This window comes from Brucella sp. NBRC 14130 (assembly GCF_040371715.1).
In the GTDB taxonomy this organism is placed as follows: Bacteria; Pseudomonadota; Alphaproteobacteria; order Rhizobiales; family Rhizobiaceae; genus Brucella; species Brucella intermedia.
In genome coordinates, this window is sequence record NZ_BAABTE010000004.1 from 487,551 (window position 1) to 508,499 (window position 20,949).

The window sequence follows — 20,949 nt, forward strand, 5'->3', positions numbered from 1 at the left end:
TCAAAACCGGAATGAAACTGCACAAAAAGCGCAGTTCAATTGTGTCAAAAAACTGGCTTTTTCACGCCAGCAGTGCGGCAAGCCGAGGTGAGCGTGTTCGCCATCAGCATGGCGATGGTCATCGGACCGACGCCGCCGGGAACCGGCGTGATCGCTCCGGCGACCTTTTCGGCTTCCGCGAAATCGACATCGCCGACCAGTCGCGTCTTGCCTTCGCCCCTTTCAGGCGCCGGAATGCGATTGATGCCGACATCGATCACTGTTGCGCCGGGCTTGACCCAGTCGCCCTTGACCATCTGCGGGCGTCCGACCGCCGCCACCAGAATGTCCGCCGTGCGGGCAATCGCGGGCAGGTCTTTCGTGCGGCTGTGCGCTACCGTAACCGTCGCATTGGCGGCGAGCAGGAGATTGAACATCGGCTTGCCGACAATGTTGGAACGCCCGATCACCACGGCATTGAGCCCCGAAAGATCGCGGCCATGGACGCGCTCGATCATGATCATCGCGCCCGCTGGCGTGCAGGGAACGAAAGCCGTTTCAACCTCACCGGTGCCAAGCTTTCCGACATTGATGAAATGAAAGCCGTCGACATCCTTGTCCGGGGAAATGGTCTGGATCACCCGGCCTGAATCAATGTGCCTGGGCAGCGGCAACTGCACCAGAATGCCGTGGATGGCGGGGTCGTTGTTCAGGCTCTCGATCAGGTCGAGAAGCTCGCGCTCCGACGCCGTTTCCGGCAGGTCATGCTGAACGGAGTGAAAACCGCATTCCTTGGCCTTGCGGCTCTTGGAGGCGACATAGACCTGACTCGCCGGGTCTTCGCCGACAATCACCACTGCAATACCGGGCACGATGCCGGTTGCAGCCACGAGCTTTTCGGTCTCGGTCTTCACCGTGGAAACCACATCCTCGGCGAGCTTCTTGCCATCAATCAGTTGGGCCATAGCGAGCGCTCCGTTCATTCGGGATTGTCTGGGAAATACACGACATATTTTCCGCACACATGCCCATAAGCGTCATGACGCCCGATGACAATTGGCGAATGCGCGACAATGCAGGATTTTATGGCAGGATTTTATGAAATTTCAGAACGCCGGGTCATGTCAGAGCCGCGAAGCACGGGACGAACGCACCTCGTCGATGGCACGACCGAGGGCGGTGTTTTCCCTCGGTCGGCTGACACCTTCATTCTCGGCTTCCCACCGCGCATTGGCCTCGCGGATCACGGCGGCAAGACGCGTCTCGCCATAGGTTTCAAGAACCTCTTCCGGTTCGGCTTCCATCTTTGACGGCGACCGGGGCTTGCGCCCGGCCAGCGCCATGGAAAGAAGGCCAAGCAGGAAACCGCCCCCAAAGCCAAGGGCGATGATCCACTGCGGCGGGAGATCGCGCGGGTTCGGTTCAGCAATGGCCGGCGCTACAATCCGCACCGTCGCCGCGGAACCAGCCGAGGCCGGTTCGCCGCGCGCCGCACGCATCTGCAAATCTTCAAACAGCGCCTGCTTCGCCGCTGCATCGCGCTCCAGCATTTGCAGGCGGGCTTTGTCGTCGTCCGTAGCGGGCGCCGAGCCGAAACCGGCAATGGCGGCGGCGGCTTTTTGCTCGCGTTCGACCGCATTCTTAAGATCGGCCTGCAAAGCGCTGCGCTGGCTTGAAATCTCCGTCGCGATCTGGGCCTCGATCTGCTTCGCTTCGCCCCCCTGCCCCGCGGTGCGATAGCGCTCCACCAGCGCTCCGAGGGCTCCGGAACGCATGCTTTCCGGCACGCCCTTGCGGACGAGACTTTCGGCGTTGGCGCCATTCAGGCTGTTGGCCTCGGCTGCTATCCGCGCCGTCTCGGCCTTGCTGTCGGCGAACTCGCGCTGAAGCGCGGCCTTGTTGTTGTCATCGCCGAAATCCCGGCTCATACGAAAGGCATTAGCCGCCTGCCGTGCCGCTTCGGCATCTGCTTCCAACCGTTGCAGGCGCGCCGGGAGGTCGCCTTCAGGCCCGCCCGTGGAAGCGCCGCCCTGCAGATGATCGCGAAACGCCTGCGCAACGGCATTGGCGAGCAGTGCCGCCGTTTCCGGCTTGTCTGCCGTCGCTTCGACATTCACCGTCCCGCTGTCCAGCGCCTGCGTGAAATCGAGGCGCTGGCGCAGCAATTGCGCGCCCGACAAGTGGGGCCATGCAACTGCGGGGGACCGCAGGTCTTCGGGCAGCAGTCGGGTCAGGCGAAAACGCAGTTCCTCCAGAACGGATGGGGCTCCGAGGTCGGTGGCACGTTCGATACGCGCCATCTGCGCGGCCCGCTCAAGAACGGCATTGGAGGCAATTTCGCTGCGCCGCTCCGGCGGGAAGACCTGCAGGGAAGCAGTAGCCGCATATTGTGGCGGTACCAGAAAGGCATAGGTAGTTCCGATAATTCCGCCCAGCAGCGTGAAACCGGCCAGAAGCCCCCAGCGCCGCCTGCGACGGGGCAATTTCACCGGCTGGCCTTCAGGCTTTGAAGCGGTTGCGGGAGTTTGCGGCACTGGTTGCGCCCTGGCCGCTGCACCATCGAGATTGGCCTGCAAGGCGTCACGCACGGCGTACATCCGGCCTTGCATATCAGCCTTCGGATCAATGGAGCCATCATGCTCGGCGTCCAACAGTTCCTGCTTGCGGCGAAGCAGTTCTTCCCGGCGTCTTTGATGTTCGCGCTCTTCAGTATCCTGAAATCCACGGAACGAGGAAGCAGGTTGCAGGAATTCCGGCGCATAGGCCAGAAGCGGGCGGCCAGCCGCACGTTTCCCCTCTCTGTCCCTCTCCACCATCGTTCCGTCCCGATTGCACCCTGTTTATTGATCCAGATTAATATTCATCATGGCAAATAAACCGTTAAAATTGCAATTATATACGTTGATTCATGCAGATAAATCAGGAGGCCCGCATGAACGCCGAAACGGAATACACCATTGATCCAGACCGGCTGAACGGCATCATTCGATTTATCCAGAATGCAGAACGACTGAAAAGCACATTACGTTCCGGCCATACCTCTCAAGGCCGACCGGAAAGCACCGCCGAACATAGCTGGCGGCTTTGCCTGCTGGTATCGCTGTTCGACCGGGAACTGGGCGATTGCGACCGGCTGAAACTCATCAAGATGTGCATCGTCCACGATCTGGGCGAAGCGATTTCGGGCGATGTGCCCGCCATCCATCAATCCGCCGATGACGGGCGAGCCGAGCGCGAAAGAGCCGACCTCATGACGCTGTGCGAACCGCTGCCGGACGATCTGCGCACGGAAATCATCGAGCTTTGGGCGGATTATAACGAAGGCCGCTCACCGGAGGCGATCTTCGCCAAGGGCTTCGACAAGCTTGAAACCATGATGCAGCACAATATCGGGCTCAATCCGCCCGATTTCGACTATGCTTTCAATCTGGGTTACGGCGTCAGGCAGACCGCCCGCCACCCGCTGCTGCGCCAGTTCCGCGAAATCGTGGACGGTGAAACCCGGCGCAATGCAGGAAAGGTTTAACTCAAGGTCGCGAAATGGCGTAGCGTGAAGGTGATCTGATAAACCAGCGCAACTGCAGCAAAAGCCGCATGATAGCGCCTGTCTCCCCAGAACACGGCAATCAGGCTGAACAGGATGAAGCAGGCGACCTGTATGGGATATTCGATCCCGTAGACCCGGTAGTGATCGGCGCCCTTCAACAGCGTGTCGATGAAATCGGCGACATAGACCAATGCCAGAATGCCGAAGAACCACTTGCGCCGGGAAATGAAGTAATCGCGGTAGCCGGTATATTCCTCCATGCTGTCGGGAAAGAGCAGCGTGCAGAGCAGGAAATGGAGACCGGCATAGAAGATCACGAAGAGATACTTCTCGAAGGTCCACAGTTGAATGGTGCGCAAGCCGAATTCGAACCACCAGAAATGGATGACCGAAAGCAGGATGAATCCCACCCAGGCCAGATGGACCGGATAAATCTTCTGCTTGCCGGGATGCTGGATGAACCGCGCCAGTCCTGTCAAAAGGCGGGAAACGCACAAGCCGAGGATCATGCCTATGATGATGCGGACATGGCCGAAAGCTTCGGCGGGCGGCACGCCCGTTGTCAATGCCGGATCCATTCTTCCCCTCCGAAACTGCACTCAATTCAGGCTCATAGTGCGCGATATAGCCTGATCGATCAATGATTTAACCTTAGAAACACGTGGATAGGCCGCATATGCTTGCGCAGTCCGGCGAGGCGGCGCTATACCATGCTCCAAACGAACTCCAAGGGTGGAACGATCAATATGCATGACACGGTAATTCTGGTCGGTTGCGGCAATATGGGCTTCGCCATGCTCAAGGGCTGGCTCGATAGCGGTATCCTCAAGGCGAAGGACGTTTATGTCGTGGAGCCGACCGAAGCGCTTCGCGATCGCGCTGCCGGCGCTGGCGTCCATGCCTTTGCCGATGCAGACGCCCTGCCCGGTGATCTGAAGCCGCGCATGGTTCTCGTAGCCGTCAAGCCGCAGGTCATGGCAAAGGTTCTGCCCGCCTATAAGCGGTTTGCATCGGCTGCCACTTTCGTCAGCGTCGCAGCGGGCATTCCGGTCGCGCTTTTTGAAAGCGAGCTGGGACAGGACGCTGCCGTGCTCCGCTGCATGCCCAACACGCCAGCGGCTATCGGCAAGGGCATGCTCGTCACCTACAAGAACGCCAATGTGAGCGATGAGGACGAAGCTTTCATCGCGCGTCTGCTTGAGACCTCCGGCAAGGTTGCGCGTGTGGACGAGGAAGCGCTTATGGATGCCGTCACCGCCGTTTCGGGTTCCGGCCCGGCTTATGTGTTCCACTTCATCGAGGCGCTGACCGACGCCGGCGTGACCGCCGGTCTGCCGCGTGAAACGGCAGCGTTGCTTGCCATGCAGACCGTGATGGGCGCAGGCGCTCTCGCCGATGCCAGCACGGACACGCCATCAAAACTGCGCGAACAGGTGACGAGCCCGAACGGCACCACCGCTGCCGCGCTTGAAGTGCTCATGGGCGGCGACCGTCTCAAGACGCTTGTGGCCGAGGCCGTGGAAGCGGCCCGCAAGCGTTCGGTGGAACTGGGCAAGGCCTAGACAAATAGTCTCGGCACCGCATCGATTAGCGCCTTTGTGACAAGCGCTTGCGGTGCCGTTATCAATTCCTGCGTCGGGCGGCATTCAACGATCTGCCCGCGCTCCATCACCGCGATACGATCCGCCATCCGGGCCGCGACCGCGAGATCATGCGTGATGAAAAGATAGGCCGTCCGCTCGGCTTTCTGTATTTCCCGCAACAGGGCGAGAATGGCGCCGCGCACGGTGACATCGAGCGCCGAAACCGCTTCGTCCAGCACGACCAGCGACGGAGCAGTTGCAAGCGCCCGCGCTATCGCCACACGCTGGCGCTGCCCGCCGGAAATCTCATGGACGCCGCGCCGCGCCAGCGCCGGATCAAGCCCAACCCTTTGCAGAAGGCTGGCAATGTCGCGCTTCAGCCCGTGAATGCGCAGCGGCTCGCGCAGGAGATCATAAACGCTCGCACGCGGATTGAAGGCTGAAAGCGGGTCCTGAAATACCATCTGCATGCGCGCGCGCTGCCTGCGCAGTTCAGCTCCCTTGAGCGCCATCCAGTCGCGGCCTTCAAAGCGGATTGCGCCACTTTCAGGCGGGTGAAGCCGCAGAAGTGCCCGCGCCAACGTGGACTTGCCGCTGCCCGATGGACCGACCAGCGCCAGCGTTTCGCCCGGCTCGATCGTGAGGCTGATGCCGTCAAGCGCAATGGTGTCGCCATAGCGAACCACAAGCTGATCTGCCTGCAAAAGCGGTTCAGCCATGCGCCGCCTCCAGCAACGGGACGGCGGCAATCAGTGCCCGGGTGTAATCCGTCTGCGGGTTGGAGACGATATTTCGTGCCGGGCCGAACTCCACCAGCTTTCCCTGCCGGAAAACGGCGATGCGGTCGGCCAGTCCCGAGGCCAGCGCGATGTCATGGGTGATGAAGATCAGCGTCATTCCGTCCGTGCGCACCAGTTCGCGCAGGAGAGAGACGATCTCCTTCTGCACGATGGTGTCGAGCGCACTTGTCGGTTCGTCCGCGATCAGCAGGCGCGGGCTGGCGGCAATGGCGAGCGCAATCGCGATGCGCTGTTTCTGCCCGCCGGAAAACTGATGCGGATAGCGTGCGAAACTGGCGTCGGCTTGCGGAATATGGACACGCTGTAAAAGACCTGTCGCTCTTGCTTTCGCCGCCAGCCTGTCGATTTGCGCATGGGCGCGAATGGTTTCCACAAGTTGTGCGCCGACGGTCATCAGCGGATCGAAGCTCGACGCCGGGTCCTGAAACACGAAGCCTATATCGCGGCCCGCTCGCGGCTTGCCATCCGCCCAATCCAGTTGACCGGAAATGTGCGCATTGCCCGGCAGGAGAGAGGCCAAGGCCAGCGCCAGCGTGCTTTTGCCCGAACCACTTTCGCCAATGATCGCCAGCGTTTCGCCCTGCCCGATATCGAGATCGATATTCTCCAGCGCGGGCTCGCTGCCGTAGGATACGGAGAGCTTCTCAAGGCGGACAAGGGGGCTCACGACAGCACCTCCCGCCGGGATATGGCGTTCGTCAGCCCTTCGCCTGCCAGATAGACGCCGACAACAGTCAATGCCAGCGCCAGACCCGGCAGGATGGAAAGCCAAGGGGCGGAACGCAGGACCGTGCGCCCTTCGGCGATCATGCCGCCCCAGGTGACGCGGTTTGGATCGCCCAGCCCCAGAAAGGACAAGGCCGCTTCGATCAATATGGCGGAAGCGACGATGACCGGCGCCAGCGCCAGCACCGGCGGCAGCGCATTGGGCAATATCTGGCGGAAGGCGATTTCCATCGGGTGCATGCCGATGACGCGGGCCGAGGCCACATAGTCGCTTTCGCGGATCGAAAGCACCTGCCCGCGCGTGAGACGCGCGGCCTGTGTCCAGCTTGAAAGGGCGATTGCAGCAATCAGCACCGGCAGCGACGGCCCGGCAATGCTGGTGAGCGCCAGCGCCAGCAGGAAGCCCGGAACTGTCTGGAAGGCTTCGGTGATGCGCATCAGCACTTCATCAACGATGCCGCCCGCAAAACCAGCCAGCGTTCCGACGATGCTGCCAAGGACAATTGAAGCAAGGGCCGCGGCCAGCCCGACGCCCAGCGATGTGCGCGCACCATAGAAAAGCTCCGCCAGAACATCGCGCCCAAGCCGGTCCGTCCCGAAAAGAAAATGCGAATTTTCAAGGGGTTGCAGCAGCGGTGTTGCGACAATGCTTAAAGGATCACCGGGAAAGACGAGAGGTGCGGCAAGTGCCGCCAGCACCAGCAGCGCCAGCAGGATTGTGCCTGTTATACCCTCACCCGTTCTGAAATAACGTTTAGGCTGGTTCATGCCCTGCCATCTCCCCTCGCGATGCGCGGATCGAGCCAGAGATAGATCAGGTCGATGAGGAAATTGACCGCGATCACCATGATGGCGCTGACCAGAATGACGCCGAGCAGAAGCGGCGTGTCACGGCTCGCAACAGCCTCCTGCGCCAGCCGCCCCAACCCCGGCACGGCGAAAACGCTTTCGATCACCACGCTGCCGCCCAGCATGGATGCGGCCTGCAAGCCCAGCACGGTCACGAGCGGCAGCAAGGCGTTGCGCACCACGTGGTGCAGGACAATGCGCGAATGCGAAATGCCCCGCGCCCGCAAGGCCCGCACGAAATCCATGCGCCATATATCGGCCATGGCGGCCCGCATGACCCGCAGGTAAAGCGCCAGATAGATCACCGCCAGCGAGACAACCGGCAGCACCAGATGGACGGCAATGTCGCCTGCCCGCGCCAGCCCTTGCTTGCCGGAGGCGATTGTTTCAATGCCGCTCGACGGCAACCAGCGCAGCCTGATCGAAAACAGGATGACCAGCACGAGCGCCAGCCAGAAACCGGGGATCGCATAGAGAACGAGCGATGCGACTGACAGCACCCGGTCGCGAAAGCTTCCGGGCCTCGCCCCGGCCACAATACCGAGGAGCGAACCCGCCGCAAAGGAGAGAGCGGTCGCCGCTCCCATCAGAAGCAGCGTGTTGGGCAGGCGTTCCAGTATAACGTCAAGAATGGGCCGGTTGAAACTGACGGACCAGCCGAGATTACCCTGCGCAAGCGCTGCCAGATAGGCACCAAGCCGGTGCCAGATGGATTGATCCAGCCCCCAGCGCGCCCGCATTTCTGCAATGGTTGCCGCATCCCCGCCAAATGTCACGGCATAGGCGTCGACGGCATCGCCGGGCGCGCTTTCCAGCATGAAGAAGCAGCCGACAATGACAATCAGCAGCACGATGATGCTGCCGACCAGTCGCTTGCGGAAAAGGGCCAGAATCTGTTTCACAATGGCAGGATACAATCAATCCAGGTGGTTCGTCACTGTTCGAGCCAGGTATCCCCCCAGTTGGAAACAGCCCAGCGCGGATTGTTGGAAACATTCTTCACGCGGTCGCTTGCAACCGTGATGAAACCCCATTCCGCGACATTGATGAGCGGCAAATCCGCCTGCACCATCTGCTGGAACTGGTGGTAAAGGGCGGTGCGCTTTTTCTCGTCGATCTCGCGCGCGGCCTTGGCGATCAGCGCATCCAGTTCCGCATTGGCATAGCCACCCTGATTGGAGAACGGCACGCCTGCCGGAATGCCGCTTTCGACCAGAATTGTGGTCGATATGGCCGGATCACCCCGATAGACCGTGGGCGCAATGGCGAGATCGAAATCATGATCGGTGTAAACCGCCTTCTGATGCGCGGCGGAATCATTGTTGATGATGTGCGCATCGATGCCGACAGCGGCAAGCGCCTGGCGCAGATAATCGCCGAACTGTTTCGTTTCGTTGAAATAGGGTGCGGGCAAAAGCCTCAGCGTGAAGCGCGTGCCATCCTTGCCCCGCCTGTAGCCCGCCTCGTCCAGAAGCGCGTTGGCCTTGGCGACGTCGAACGGATAGGACGGCACGTCATCGGTATGAAACTGGCTGTCATAACGCGGCACGGGGCCGGTCGAAGGCTTGGCGTAGCCGAGGAAAATCGTCTTCACGACGAAATCGCGATCGATAGCGTGGGCGATCGCCTGCCTGACCTTCAGGTCGGCCAGTTCCTTGCGGCGATGGTTGATCTCCACCACCAGCTGATAGGTCAGCGCCTCATACCCCTTGGAAATGACGGTGAGGCCCGGAACTTTCGAGATACGATCAAGATCGGCAAGCGGCACGGCGGAAAAGGCGGCCAGGTCGATTTCCCCGGCCTCCAGCGCACCCGCCGCTGCTGCCCTGTCCGGCAGCACGCGATAGACGATCTCGTCCAGATAAGGCTCGCCTTCGCCCCAATAATCGTCGTTGCGGGCCAGTCGGTAATATTCGCCGGTCTTGTGCTCGGCATATTTGAAGGGGCCGGTGCCAATGAGCTTTTCATTGGCAGGATTGGCCATGATGTCACTGCCTGCAAAGACGTGCTTCGGCAGCACTGCTGTCAAGGTTGGCAAGGCATTGCGGATAAGCTGGAAGGGCGTCGGCTCGGAGAAATGGAAGATAGCCGTCAGATCATCCGGCGTTTCGACCTTTTCCAGCGCCTTGAAGACGACACGGCCAAGGTTTTGCAGCGGTTTCCAGACTTCCATCGCCGAAAAGGCCACGTCCGCCGATGTGAAGGGCTTGCCGTCATGCCATTTGACACCATCCCGCAGGCGGAATGTCGCCGTCAGCCCGTCAGCGGAACCTTCCCAGCCGGTGGCAAGACGCGGCGCGAGACCGCTCTCGCCCTCGAAGGAGGCTTCCGCCAGAGGCTCGACCACCTTGCTTGCGACGAAAAAGACGCCATTCGATGCCACGATGGCCGGATTGAGATTGCGCGGCTCTGAATCTGCGGCCACAACCAGCCGCCCGCCTTTCTGCGCCTGACCTGCCGCAGCCGACCGTTGCGGCCAGACGGCGACAGCAGCCAAGGCGGTTGAGCCCGCCAGAAAAGCCCTACGCGACAGAACCAGTTGCGCCATATCCCGTGCCCCGCAATCTTGCCTCAGTTGTTCGCATTTCTACATCAGTCACCCATAAATGACAGGATCAAAATCTGTTACGGTGACAATAAATGCCGAAAAAGACTTCGCTTTCCGGCATTTGTAACCGTAGAGTAAAACTAATATTTCAAAGATTGGCCAGCTTATTATTGCAGTAATTCAACCTATGCGTTTGAATTATTTTTCCGCCAAAAGCTGAATTAAAGAAAATCGCCTCTTGTCAAACAGGGCTTTCTCCGTAGATCATGGTTAATTATGTGTTGTCGTATTTCGTGAGCTTCAGTTTCTGATCGGCACACATAGACCGGTGAAGAGCATTTCATGGCTCTTGTTTGAAATGCATTTGTGCGCTGCCAGTTCATCCATCCAGCGGCAAATGCCCCCTGAAAAACTGAACCACATTGGAAGAGAGGAAACAGAAATGTCCAGTTTGCTGCCCCCGCTTCATGACGGTCACGCACCGATCTATCTGCATCATGCATTTCAGGATGCAGTCGATGCCTATGAGGATTGGGCCTTGGAAACCGCCGAGCCGTCCGTTCAGATCAACGGCAAGGTGACACGGATCAGCGTCGTCTTCCGCCGCCTGTGGAACTGCACCGACATGGTGCCCCGCCACACGCTGGAAGCGCTGAAAGCTATCGTCCCGACCGGCATCATTCATGCTGAACACTGGAAGGAAACGCCCACATTCGCAGAAGCTGCCCGCATCATGCGTGCCGCTCTGGAAAGGCGCAAGGCACGACTGCTCCCGGTCGTGTGCTGATTTTCCCGAACAAATAGAAACGGGCGGATTTTCCGCCCGTTTTGCATGCCCAGGCTCAGGAAAGCCGTTCTAGACAGCAGGATCGAGCTTGCGGAAACGCACGCGGGCGCTGCGCTCGATGGCGGCGACGGTCAGTTCATCCAGCGTCCAGCGGTCACGCAGCATCTGGAGGAATTCAAGCTCTTCCTGCTCCACATGCAGATCGGCGGCCGCCACTTCGACCGCCAGCGCATAGGCCGTATCGTAGAGGCGTTCCGGCAAGGCGTCATGCGCGAGATCCAGGATTTTTTCCAGTCCGTCCTCGTCCGCCAGAAGCGCATAGCAGTCGCTGGCGAGTTTCGGCAGGCGCTCCTTGTCGAAGCCCTGAAAGACCGGCAGGCGGGAAACGACATTGCCGATGGACGACAGTTCGGCATCGGTCATCGTCGTGTCCGCAGCAGACGTCGTGATCATGATGTAGACAAGCGCATCCTGCGGCGTGATCTTTTTCATCGGGCTACTCCTGTACAACATGATCGGAATCATCATTTCATTGGAATTGACCAGAAAATTAGGAAGCCTCACGCGGTTACGCAAGGAAATTCGGCGCTGACCGTTGACGGCACCGGGGTTGCCGCGCCATAGAGCAGGGGTGCGCATTTCGCGCATCGTTTTCAAAGAATAAAGCCCTTCACAGGATATCAGGATAAAATCATGACTTCGCACCGCCTTCCCGAAATCACGCTGACCCCGGAACTGACCGCGGCGGCTGCGGAAGCGAAAGCATGGCCCTTTGAAGAAGCGAAGAAAATCCTCAAGCGCTATGAGAAGACCGGCCTGCCCGATACGGTGATCTTCGAAACCGGCTATGGCCCATCCGGCCTGCCGCATATCGGCACCTTTGGCGAAGTGGCGCGCACCTCGATGGTGCGCAATGCCTTCCGCATCCTGACCGGTGACAAGGTCAAGACGCGCCTGATCTGCTTCTCCGACGACCTCGACGGCATGCGCAAGATCCCCGACAATGTGCCGGACAGGGCAGCGCTCGAGCCCTATCTGCAAATGCCGCTTTCGGCCGTTCCGAACCCGTTCGGCGGCGACTACAAGAGCTTTGCGGATCACAACAACGCCATGCTGTGCCGCTTCCTCGACACTTTCGGCTTCGATTACGAATTCGCCAGCGCGACCGAATATTACAAGTCCGGCAAGTTCGACGCCGTGCTGCTCAAGGCCGTCGAGCGCTATGACGACATCATGAAGGTGATGCTGCCGACGCTCGGCGAAGAACGGCAGGCTACCTACAGCCCGTTCCTGCCGATCTCGCCCAAGTCCGGCCGCGTGCTCTACGTGCCGATGAAGAGCGTGGATGCCAAGGCTGGCACCATCACCTTCGACGATGAGGACGGCGTTGAGACCACCCTGCCCGTCACCGGCGGCAATGTGAAGCTGCAATGGAAGCCGGATTTCGGCATGCGCTGGGCGGCGCTCGGCGTTGATTTCGAAATGTTCGGCAAGGACCACCAAACCAATGCGGGCGTTTATGACCGCATCTGCGAAATCCTCGGTGGCCGCGCACCGGAACATTTCGTCTATGAACTGTTCCTCGACCAGCTTGGCCAGAAGATTTCCAAGTCGAAAGGCAACGGCATTTCCATTGACGAATGGCTGGCCTATGCGCCGACCGAAAGCCTTGCGCTTTACAATTTCCAGAAGCCGAAGACCGCCAAGCGGCTCTATTTCGATGTCATCCCGAAGGCGGTGGACGAGTATTTCAGCTATCTTTCGGCCTATGAGCGTCAGGAATGGAAGGACCGGCTGAACAATCCGGTCTGGCACATTCATTATGGCAACCCGCCGAAGGTGAACCTGCCGGTCACCTTCGCGCTTATGCTCAATCTGGTCAGTGCATCGAATGCCGAAAATCCGGGCGTGCTGTGGGGCTTCATCTCGCGCCACGTGCCGGGCGTCACACCGGAAAACAATCCGGAACTCGACGCGCTCGTCGGCTATGCAATCCGTTACTTCAACGATTTCGTGAAGCCGACCAAGCAGTTCCGTGCGCCGGACGATGTGGAACGCGCAGCCCTCGAAGCGCTGGATGCGAAGCTCGCAACGCTGCCTGCCGGCACCGATGGCAACGACATCCAGAACGCCATTCTCGATGTCGCCCGCGCCATTGAGCGTTATCAGGACCATACCAAGAAGAGCCCGGAAGGCGGTCCCGGCGTTTCGGTTTCCTTCTTCCAGATGCTCTATGAAGTGCTGATCGGTCAGGAACGCGGCCCGCGTTTCGGCTCATTCGTCGCGCTTTACGGCATTGATGAAACCCGCGCGCTGATCAAAAAGGCGCTGGCTGGCGAACTGGCGTAGAGATCAATACTTAACCCGGATCAATGAATCGAACAAAAGGGCGGCTTCGAGCCGCCCTTTTGTTTATACCGACACCCTCATCCCGAGGTGCGGAGCGAAGCGCAGCATCATCCTGAGCCTGCCGAAGGATCGAAGGACGAGGGTCAGGAACTCCAGCACGCCCCTTCGACACGCTGCTTCGCACCGGCTCAGGATAGGGCTGGTTGCAGCCCATAGCGGGATGATGGCTTTGACTTGGAGCGTTTCCTGTTCTGCTTAAATTACTGGAAATGCTCTCAATTCGTCCCGCTCTATTGTGCGGGCGGCGCGGGTGGAAAACCGTCCAGAGGCTGTGGCGATGGCGATGACGGCTGCGGTTCCGGTTCAGGGGCCAGAGGTGAAGGGTTATCCATCATATCGCTGCTGCCGGGTTCCGGATTGGGCAGCGACGTATCGGGCTTGTCGCCGAAAATCCCAAGGCGTGCTTCCACGGCCTTGCGGCCTGCTTCCTCATAGGCGCTGCCGGGGGCAGCCTTCGCCCAGCCATTGGCGACGAGCCACGCGGCGGCATCTTCATTGCCAAGCGTGCATTCGGTCGCGACCGCGGCGCCACTATCGTTTTGCGGCAGGCGGCACATGACGGCGCGGGAGCGCAGCCACTGCCGGAAGGCTGTGCGCGCCTGCATGCCGCACGGCCAGCTTTCGCCGGAAGCGGTCTGGCAGGTTTGTTCGACGGGGACGATTTCAATGCCCTGCAACTCGATCGTGCGGCCCTGGCTTTCCAGCCGTCCGGCCGCCACGGCGACGGGACGCTGCAAAAGCTGCATCTGCTCGCCTGCGTCAACAGGCGTAGCGGGTGCCGGTGGCTCGGGTGGCTTTGGCGTGGATGCAAGGCCGAGATCGCTCAGCGGCGGGCGTGGCGCTTCGCGTTCCATGCCGCCATCATCAGCCTGATCGTTTGGCTTGCCCGGCTCCGACGCCTGCCCATCGGCGGAACCTGTCTGGCCCGGCTGCGACGGCGTTCCCTCCGGCGTATTGCCCGTTTCAGGCGAGCTTCCCGGCTCGTTATAGGCGAACTGTTCGACAACGATGCCGTTGCCCGTACCGGTCTTCGTCTGTGCATCACCGGAAACGATGACGACGACGGGACGGTCCAGCGCGCCATAGAACGGCGCCACGAAGGCCGCGACCAGTACAGCGCCCGTTATACCCGCCAGCCCGCCGAAAACGGCGCGCGCGTGGCTTTTGTTCTGCGATTGCGCCATTACTGGCTCGCCCACAAAATGCGGGCGACCCATTCGATATCCTTGGACTCGAAGACGCGGTTCGGATGCTCTGGATTGAGCGAATGAAGCTCAATGGTTCGCGGCGTCTGGCGATGCAGAATCTTGGCCATCACTTCTCCGTCTTTCGTTCGCACCACCACGCGATCGCCCCGGCGAATGGCGGTATTGGGAGCAACGATCAGCGTATCGCCATCCCGGTAAAGGGGCAACATGGAGTCGCCCGAAACCTCCAGCGCATACACCCCTTCGCCCGTGCTGGCGGGAAATTCCACGATGTCCCAGCCCTGCCCTGCCGGAAAACCGGCATCGTCGAAGTAGCCGCCCGCGCCCGCTTCGGCCATGCCGAGCAGCGGGATCGACTGCATGTCCTGCGTATATTCGCCAAATTGCGGCGTGCGGGTTTCCCCGCCGATGAGCCGCGTGAACTCATCGAAGGTCGAGCCGGTCGCTTCCATCACCTTGGCCAGCGATTCCGTCGAAGGCCAGCGCGCGCGCCCGTCCGACGCATAGCGCTTGGATTTGTTGAAGGTCGTCGGGTCCAGCCCTGCCCGACGCGCCAGCCCGGACGCACTCAGGGAATGACGTTCGGCCAGAGCATCAATAGCCGCCCACACGCTCTCGTGAGAAAACATAGTCATGATCCGCCACATAGGTTCCGACATATCATCCAGACAGCCCCGTCAGGAGATATGTTTCAAAGGATTTTAAACCTAATCTTCCGTCCCATCTTCAGCTGCAACCTACCGAAAAAGCGTGAATTGCGCAAGATGGCTGAATTAACAGGGAAAATTTTCTTATTGGCGGTGAACGCAATCCAGCAGCGGCGGAAGCGCAAACAAAAGCGCGGCATGAAACATGCCGCGCTCCGATGATCCTGCGAAGGGTGAGCTTACGCTGCCTTCTTCGTTTCCGCCTTGTACGGATTGAAACGCTTGTAGAAGCTTTCGCCGTTTTCAGCCATGTCGATGAGAAGCTTCGGCGCCTTGAACTGCTGGCCGTATTTCTTCTGCAATTCCTTGGCGAGCTTGACGAACTTCTTCGCACCCATGCCATCGATATAGGACAGCGTACCGCCGGTATAAGGCGCGAAACCGAACGCCAAAATGGAGCCGACATCGGCTTCACGCGGGTCGGTGACGATGCCTTCTTCCATCACGCGGGCAGCTTCCAGGGCGATGGTGACGAGGAAGCGTTCCTTCAACTCCTTCACATCGACCTTGTCAGGGTCCTGCTGCGGGTAAAGGTCCTTCAGGCCCGGCCACAGATGCTTCTTGGCGGGCTTGGCCGGATAATCATAGAAGCCCTTGCCATTTTTGCGGCCCTTGCGGTCGAACTCGTTGACGAGACGATCAACCAGTTCCACATGGCGCGGATCGACAGCCTTTTCGCCCAGATCGGCAAGCGTTGCCTTGAGGATCTTCTGCGACAGGTCGATAGCGGTTTCGTCATTGAGCGCCAGCGGACCGACCGGCATGCCGGCCATGCGGGCGGCATTTTCGATCATCGCAGCAGGCACACCTTCAACGAGCATGTTGTAGGCTTCCGACATATAGCGCAGCACGCAGCGATTGACGTAGAAGCCGCGCGTGTCGTTGACGACGATCGGCGTTTTCTTGATCGCACGGACGTAATCGAGCGCGACGGCCAGCGCCTTGTCCGACGTCTTCTTGCCCATGATCACTTCGACCAGCATCATCTTGTCGACAGGCGAGAAGAAATGAATGCCGATGAAGTTTTTCGGACGTCTGGAGACTTTCGCCAGGCCGGTGATCGGCAGGGTCGAGGTGTTTGACGCGAAAATCGCGGACGATTTCAGAACTTCCTCTGCCTTTTCGGTCGCGACACGCTTGACTTCACGATCCTCGAACACGGCTTCGATCACCAGATCGGCACCGTCGAGAAGAGCATAATCCGGCGTCGCGGTGATGAGCGACAGGAGCTTTTCCTTGTCGGCCTCAGTGGCGCGGCCTTTCTGGATTTCCTTGGTCACCAGATCGGCGGTGTGCGCCTTGCCCTTGTCGGCGGATTCCTGATCGCGGTCGATCAGCACGACGGGAATGCCGGCCTTCGCCGTCACATAGGCAATGCCTGCACCCATGAAGCCAGCGCCGATAACGCCGATCTTCTTGAGCTTGGTCGGCTTTTCGTCCGCCGGGCGGCGCGCGCCCTTGTTCAGTTCCTGCAGCGACACGAAGAGCGAGCGGATCATCATGCCTGCTTCGGTCGTCTGGAGGATTTCGGTGAAATAGCGCTGCTCTATCTTCAGGCCGGTATCGAACGGCACCAGCAGGCCTTCATAGACCGATTTCAGGATGGCAAGCGCTGCCGGATAATTGCCGGAGGTTTCGCGGCGCAGGATTGCCGTTGCGGCAGGCCAAAGGTTCGCACCGGCAGCCGAATAGATCGCGCCGCCCGGAAGCTTGAAGCCTTTTTCATCCCATGGCTGAACCGGCTTCAGACCGCCCTTGATGAGCTTCTTGGCGGTTTCGACCAGCTTCTTGGCCGGAGCAATCTCGGTGACGAGGCCCATCGCCTTGGCGCGCTGCGCCGTCAGGCTGGAGCCGGTCGTCATCATCTGCAGCGCATCCTGCTGGTTAGCAAGGCGAGGAACGCGCTGCGTACCGCCAGCGCCCGGAAACAGGCCGACTTTCACTTCCGGCAGGGCCATCTTCACGCCCGGCGCATCGGATGTCACGCGGGCATGGCAGGCGAGCGACATTTCGAACGCACCACCCATGCAGGTGCCATTGATGGCCGAAACCCAAGGCTTGCCGCAGGTTTCAAGCTTGCGGAAAAGGCCGCTCATCTTGCCGACATTGTCGAACAGCGCCTGCACGGCGGCCTGATGGTCCTTGGCCTTCTGCTTCTGGAATTCCTTGAACATGCCTTCCAGCATGGTCAGGTCCGCGCCGCCGGAGAAGCTGTCCTTGCCGGATGTTATAACAACACCCTTGACCTTCTCGTCGGCGGTCGTTGCGTCGATGATGGCGTTCAGTTCCTGCATCGCCTCGACGGTGAAGACGTTCATCGACTTTTCAGGCATGTCCCAGGTGACGAGAGCAATGCCGTCGGCGTCGGTTTCAACTTTGAAATTCGTGTAAGCCATTCGTAAAACCTCCCTCGCCCTATACGCGCTCGATGATCGTCGCCGTGCCCATGCCGGCACCGATGCACAAGGTCACCAGCGCGGTATTGAGATTACGGCGTTCCAGTTCATCCAGCACCGTGCCGAGGATCATTGCGCCGGTTGCGCCCAGCGGATGGCCCATGGCAATGGCGCCGCCATTGACGTTGATCTTGTCGTGCGGAATGTCGAAGGCCTGCATGTAGCGCAGAACCACGGCGGCGAAGGCTTCGTTCAGTTCGAACAGATCAATGTCCGAGAGCTTCATCTTTGCCTGCTTGAGAAGCTTTTCCGTCACATCGACCGGGCCGGTGAGCATAAGCGCCGGTTCGGAACCGATATTGGAGAAAGCGCGGATGCGGGCGCGCGGCTTCATGTCGAATGCCTTGCCAGCCTTCCTGGAGCCGACGAGGACGCCAGCCGCGCCATCGACAATACCGGACGAGTTACCGGCATGGTGGACATGGTTGACTGTCTCGATTTCCGGATGGGCCTGAATGCCGACGGCGTTGAAGCCGCCCATTTCACCCGGCATCACGAAGGACGGGTTGAGCTGGCCCAGCGCCTGCATGTCGGTTGACGGGCGCATATGCTCATCATGATCGAGAATGGTCAGACCGTTCTGGTCCTTGATCGGGATGACCGAGTTCTTGAAATAGCCCTTTTCCCACGACTTCGCGGCACGTTTCTGGCTTTCGACGGCATAGGCGTCGACGTCATCGCGGCTGAAGCCGTATTTCGTGGCGATCAGATCGGCGGAAACGCCCTGCGGCATGAAATAGCCGGGGAAGCCGACCGAGGGGTCCATGTACCAGGCGCCGCCCGACATGCCCATGCCGACGCGCGACATGCTTTCGACGCCGCCGGCGATCACCAGATCGTCGGAACCAAACGCGACTTTGGCTGCGGCCAGATTGATCGCATCGAGGCCCGAAGCGCAGAAGCGCGAAATCTGGATGCCCGGCGCCTTGAAATCGTAACCGGCTTCAAAAGCGGCGGAACGCGGAATAACTGCACCAGCTTCGCCGACAGGATCGACGCAGCCGAAAATGATGTCATCGACCTTTGCCGTGTCGATGCCGTTGCGGTCGCGCAGGGATTCAAGAACCTTCGCGCCCAGACGGACGGCTGGCACTTCGTGCAACGAACCGTCCTTCTTGCCACGCCCGCGCGGTGTGCGCACGTGATCGTAAATATAAGCCTCAGCCATTTTTGCTCCTTCCCGCCAAATTTTGGCCCGCCAGGCCCGAAAGCCCGGCGTAATCTCTGGTTCAGAATGTGTCCGCTTCGAGCGCCATCATCGAATCCGCACCCGACTGGATGCGTGCGAGATGGGCTGCACTTTCCGGCATGATCCGCTCGAAATAATAGCGTGCAGTGACAAGCTTGGCTTCGAGGAAAGCCTTGTTGCCTTCACCCCTGCCAAGCTTTTCTTCCGCGATCCTGGCCATCCGCGCCCACATGAAGCCGAGCGCCACCAGACCGAACAGATGCATATAGTCGTTGGAGGCGGCACCGGCATTGTCGGGCTTGGCCATCGCATTCTGCATCAGCCACATGGTGGCGGCCTGAAGATCGTTGAGGCCCTTCTTCAGGTGCTTGGTGAAGAAGGAAAGCTTCTCGTTCTTACGATTGGCTTCACAAAATTCTCCCACTTCCTTGAAGAAAGCCGTAACCGCGCGACCGCCGTTCAGCGCCAGCTTGCGGCCCACCAGATCGAGCGCCTGAATGCCGTTGGCGCCTTCGTAGATCATGGCGATGCGCGCATCGCGCACATACTGGCTCATGCCATGTTCTTCGATATAGCCGTGGCCACCGAACACCTGCTGCGCCATAACGGCATGTTCAAAACCCTTGTCGGTCAGAACGCCTTTCAGCACGGGTGTCAGAAGCCCGACGAGATCATCGGCAGTCTGACGCTCGGCCTCGTCACCGGAGCGGTGCGCGATGTCGGAGTTGAGGGCCGTCCACAGAATGAGCGCGCGACCGGCTTCGTTGAAAGCGCGGATATTCATGAGGTTGCGGCGAATATCCGGATGGACGATGATCGGATCGGCCTTTTTATCGGGCGCTGCGGCACCCGAAAGCGCACGGCCCTGAATGCGCTCACGCGCATAGATCACGGCATTCTGGTAAGCGGTTTCGGCAATCGAAAGCCCCTGCAAGGCCACGCCCAAACGCGCTTCGTTCATCATGGTGAACATGGCGCGCAGGCCCTTGTGGGCTTCGCCGATGAGATAACCCTTTGCCTCGTCATAATTCATGACGCAGGTGGCATTGCCGTGAATGCCCATCTTTTCTTCGATGGAACCGCAGGAAACGCCGTTGCGCTCGCCCGGATTGCCGTTTTCATCGAGAATGAACTTCGGCACGATGAACAGCGAAATGCCCTTCACGCCTTCCGGCGCGCCATCGATGCGGGCCAGCACCAGATGGATGATGTTTTCCGCCATGTCATGTTCACCAGCCGAGATGAAAATCTTCTGGCCGGAAATCTTATAGGAACCGTCTTCCTGCGGGGTGGCGCTGGTGCGTAGCAGGCCCAGATCCGTGCCGCAATGCGGCTCGGTCAGGTTCATCGTGCCGGTCCAGGTGCCTTCCACCATCTTCGGCAGATAGGTGTCCTTCTGCTCGTCGGTGCCATGGGTCAGGATCGCGGCAATCGCGCCCTGCGTCAGGCCCGGATACATGGTGAGCGCCATATTGGCGGAAGACATATATTCGCCGACAGCCGTATGCAGCAGATAGGGAAGCCCCTGTCCGCCATATTGCTCCGGCACGGCGAGGCCGAGCCAGCCGCCTTCACGATAGAGATCATATGCTTCCTTGAAGCCCTTCGGCGTCGTGACCGAGCCATCCGACAAACGCTTGCAACCTTCACGGTCGGCCGTGTGGTTGACCGGGAACAAGGTGCCTTCCGCAAGCTTCGCGCCTTCCGACAGGATCGCCTCGACGACATCGGGCGACGCGTCGGCAAAGCCCGGCAGATTGTTGTAACGCTGATAATTCAGAACGTCGTTGAGAACGAAATTCGTATCCTCAACTGGCGCGCGATAGCTCGGCATAGAAATCCTCCAATTCACCACCTGAGCCGTTCCGCGATGATTGGAACGAGCCCTTAACCGCGTTTCATGCCTGCATGCCACATTATAGCGAAATGTTGTGACAGCGCGCATGTTGCAGCAAAACCGGACGAATTTCTCCGAAAAACAGTCCTTTTTGCCGCTTTTTTGACCGAGCACCTCACGGAATCCGCGCTCACCCCGTCAATTTCGGACCGAAGCTAACCTACTTTGACGTTTCCGTAAACGTCAAAAATTACACAACTTCGTGCGGGATGGGGAAATGCGCACCTGTAAACGCCGCCTAGGTTTGTCTCCCTGCGCCTTGGT

The 20,949-nt window shown here is 59.7% G+C and carries 18 protein-coding genes; 4 read left to right on the plus strand and 14 right to left on the minus strand.

The annotated features are described in order from the left end of the window. Positions 1-44 precede the first annotated feature (44 nt). Positions 45-944 (minus strand): bifunctional methylenetetrahydrofolate dehydrogenase/methenyltetrahydrofolate cyclohydrolase FolD, encoded by a 900-nt coding sequence (gene folD / locus ABWW28_RS10985; protein WP_025091015.1) that lies wholly within the window; start codon positions 942-944, stop codon positions 45-47. A gap of 159 nt (positions 945-1,103) precedes the next feature. Further along, on the minus strand, positions 1,104-2,795 hold the full coding sequence (locus ABWW28_RS10990) for a Wzz/FepE/Etk N-terminal domain-containing protein (RefSeq protein WP_121995975.1): 1,692 nt from the start codon (positions 2,793-2,795) through the stop codon (positions 1,104-1,106). A gap of 116 nt (positions 2,796-2,911) precedes the next feature. On the opposite strand from ABWW28_RS10990, the gene ABWW28_RS10995 reads away from it, so the two are divergent. After that, entirely contained in the window at positions 2,912-3,505 is a 594-nt protein-coding gene (locus ABWW28_RS10995) for an HD domain-containing protein (protein WP_121996023.1), read from the plus strand. Here the strand turns inward: ABWW28_RS10995 and ABWW28_RS11000 are convergent. Further along, a complete protein-coding gene (locus tag ABWW28_RS11000) occupies positions 3,502-4,104 on the minus strand; it encodes a hypothetical protein (RefSeq protein WP_006470580.1) in 603 nt (200 codons plus the stop codon). The genes ABWW28_RS10995 and ABWW28_RS11000 overlap by 4 nt on opposite strands. Before the next feature lie 168 nt (positions 4,105-4,272). Between ABWW28_RS11000 and proC the strand changes: the two genes are divergently transcribed. After that, positions 4,273-5,088, plus strand: coding sequence for a pyrroline-5-carboxylate reductase (proC, locus tag ABWW28_RS11005; protein WP_006470579.1), 816 nt, complete (start codon positions 4,273-4,275; stop codon positions 5,086-5,088). On the opposite strand, the gene ABWW28_RS11010 is transcribed toward proC, so the two are convergent. The 5 genes from ABWW28_RS11010 to ABWW28_RS11030 are packed head-to-tail and all read right to left on the minus strand — an operon-like array spanning position 5,085 to position 10,032. Beyond that, positions 5,085-5,828: an ABC transporter ATP-binding protein gene (locus ABWW28_RS11010; RefSeq protein WP_176587548.1), complete on the minus strand. Its 744-nt coding sequence runs from the start codon at positions 5,826-5,828 to the stop codon at positions 5,085-5,087. The two genes, proC and ABWW28_RS11010, sit on opposite strands and share 4 nt — an antisense overlap. Beyond that, positions 5,821-6,576, minus strand: coding sequence for an ABC transporter ATP-binding protein (locus tag ABWW28_RS11015; RefSeq protein WP_121995973.1), 756 nt, complete (start codon positions 6,574-6,576; stop codon positions 5,821-5,823). Before ABWW28_RS11015 ends, ABWW28_RS11010 begins: the two co-directional genes overlap by 8 nt. Continuing rightward, a complete protein-coding gene (locus ABWW28_RS11020) occupies positions 6,573-7,403 on the minus strand; it encodes an ABC transporter permease (RefSeq protein ID WP_176587547.1) in 831 nt (276 codons plus the stop codon). Before ABWW28_RS11020 ends, ABWW28_RS11015 begins: the two co-directional genes overlap by 4 nt. Further along, a complete protein-coding gene (locus tag ABWW28_RS11025; protein WP_176587546.1) occupies positions 7,400-8,401 on the minus strand; it encodes an ABC transporter permease in 1,002 nt (333 codons plus the stop codon). The genes ABWW28_RS11020 and ABWW28_RS11025 overlap by 4 nt, the downstream gene beginning before the upstream one ends. A 17-nt stretch (positions 8,402-8,418) precedes the next feature. Beyond that, entirely contained in the window at positions 8,419-10,032 is a 1,614-nt protein-coding gene (locus tag ABWW28_RS11030; RefSeq protein ID WP_176587545.1) for an ABC transporter substrate-binding protein, read from the minus strand. A 442-nt stretch (positions 10,033-10,474) separates the two neighbouring features. Here ABWW28_RS11030 and ABWW28_RS11035 point away from each other — a divergent pair, with 442 nt between their 5' ends. Further along, positions 10,475-10,819: a BRA0787 family protein gene (locus ABWW28_RS11035; RefSeq protein WP_353390975.1), complete on the plus strand. Its 345-nt coding sequence runs from the start codon at positions 10,475-10,477 to the stop codon at positions 10,817-10,819. 69 nt (positions 10,820-10,888) lie between these two features. Here ABWW28_RS11035 and ABWW28_RS11040 read toward each other — a convergent pair whose 3' ends face one another. After that, positions 10,889-11,311 carry a tellurite resistance TerB family protein gene (locus tag ABWW28_RS11040; RefSeq protein WP_006470576.1) on the minus strand — a complete coding sequence of 141 codons (423 nt, stop codon included), beginning with the start codon at positions 11,309-11,311 and terminating at the stop codon, positions 10,889-10,891. A 201-nt stretch (positions 11,312-11,512) separates the two neighbouring features. On the opposite strand from ABWW28_RS11040, the gene ABWW28_RS11045 reads away from it, so the two are divergent. Continuing rightward, positions 11,513-13,168 carry a lysine--tRNA ligase gene (locus ABWW28_RS11045; RefSeq protein WP_176587544.1) on the plus strand — a complete coding sequence of 552 codons (1,656 nt, stop codon included), beginning with the start codon at positions 11,513-11,515 and terminating at the stop codon, positions 13,166-13,168. A 290-nt stretch (positions 13,169-13,458) separates the two neighbouring features. Here the strand turns inward: ABWW28_RS11045 and ABWW28_RS11050 are convergent, their stop codons facing one another. The 5 genes from ABWW28_RS11050 to ABWW28_RS11070 form a co-directional block, all read right to left on the minus strand. Beyond that, on the minus strand, positions 13,459-14,412 hold the full coding sequence (locus ABWW28_RS11050; RefSeq protein ID WP_176588008.1) for a thermonuclease family protein: 954 nt from the start codon (positions 14,410-14,412) through the stop codon (positions 13,459-13,461). Then, positions 14,412-15,065, minus strand: a complete 654-nt coding sequence (locus tag ABWW28_RS11055; protein ID WP_113464674.1) for a S24 family peptidase — start codon at positions 15,063-15,065, stop codon at positions 14,412-14,414. Before ABWW28_RS11055 ends, ABWW28_RS11050 begins: the two co-directional genes overlap by 1 nt. 257 nt (positions 15,066-15,322) lie before the next feature. Further along, positions 15,323-17,539 carry a 3-hydroxyacyl-CoA dehydrogenase NAD-binding domain-containing protein gene (locus ABWW28_RS11060; RefSeq protein WP_176587543.1) on the minus strand — a complete coding sequence of 739 codons (2,217 nt, stop codon included), beginning with the start codon at positions 17,537-17,539 and terminating at the stop codon, positions 15,323-15,325. A 19-nt stretch (positions 17,540-17,558) separates the two neighbouring features. Then, positions 17,559-18,767, minus strand: a complete 1,209-nt coding sequence (locus ABWW28_RS11065) for an acetyl-CoA C-acetyltransferase (RefSeq protein ID WP_006469316.1) — start codon at positions 18,765-18,767, stop codon at positions 17,559-17,561. 61 nt (positions 18,768-18,828) lie between these two features. Further along, complete coding sequence (locus ABWW28_RS11070) at positions 18,829-20,622, minus strand: acyl-CoA dehydrogenase C-terminal domain-containing protein (RefSeq protein ID WP_176587542.1); 1,794 nt, start codon at positions 20,620-20,622, stop codon at positions 18,829-18,831. Between the last annotated feature and the right edge of the window lie 327 nt (positions 20,623-20,949).